Source organism: Bradyrhizobium sp. 141, from assembly GCF_023074055.1.
GTDB lineage: Bacteria > Pseudomonadota > Alphaproteobacteria > Rhizobiales > Xanthobacteraceae > Bradyrhizobium.
Genome location: NZ_JADPKR010000063.1, coordinates 1 through 824 on the forward strand (window position 1 = coordinate 1; position 824 = coordinate 824).

The window sequence follows — 824 nt, forward strand, 5'->3', positions numbered from 1 at the left end:
GCGGCTTCAGCACGCGCAGGACCTCGTTACTGATCGCTGCGTCGATGCTCAAGCCGCTGATCGAAATGCAGCGCGCGGCACCGTGGTTCGTACGCGCACCGTAGCAATTGTAGCGGCCGATCTTGCCGCTGTAGTGCACATGGAGCTTGCGGCCGCAGTGGCCGCATCGCAGCAGTCCGGGCAGCAGCAACTCGCCTTTACGAGCTGCTCCGCGAGCGAGTGCGCTGCTCATGCCGGTCGCATTGTTGGCGATCACCTCGAGGTTGTGCTCGAACTCGTCCCAGGTGATGTAGGCCGCGTGGTGATCCTTGATCAAGACATCCCATTCCGCCATGGGCTTTTGCACACCACGCCGGACATGCTTGCGTCCACCTTTGACACTCACACGGCTCGTCGTGCGCCCGAACGCGTAGGCACCTGCATAGATCGGATTGGTCAGGATGTTGTGCACGATGTTGTAGGCCGGCAGTCGCCACACGACGCCGTGCGCCTCTCCTTGGCGCGACTTGACCGGCAGCTCGATGCCCTCCTCTCTCAGCCAGATGTGCACCTGTCTAGCACTTTGCAGCTCGGCGAACTTGGTGAAGACCAGCTGCAGGGCGTCCTGCACGCGTTTGTCCGGATTCTTCTCTATGCGATCGCGACCGATCTTCACATAGCCGGCGGCGACACCGAGGACCAGCGCGCCGCGGCGCGCCTTCTGCTTCAGCGCTTCCTGCGAGCGGTGGCGGAACATCGAGAGTTCAAGCTCGCTCATCGTGCCCTTCATGCCAAGCAGCAGCCGATCGTTGGGATGGCGAGGATCGTAGATTCCGTCCTCGTCG

Annotated in this window: 1 protein-coding gene; it reads right to left on the reverse strand. The window is 62.3% G+C overall.

Annotated elements, in window-relative coordinates:
* On the reverse strand, positions 1-757 hold a 757-nt coding region (locus IVA81_RS18120), incomplete at its 3' end, for a recombinase family protein (RefSeq protein ID WP_247320486.1).
* Positions 758-824: the final 67 nt, after the last annotated feature.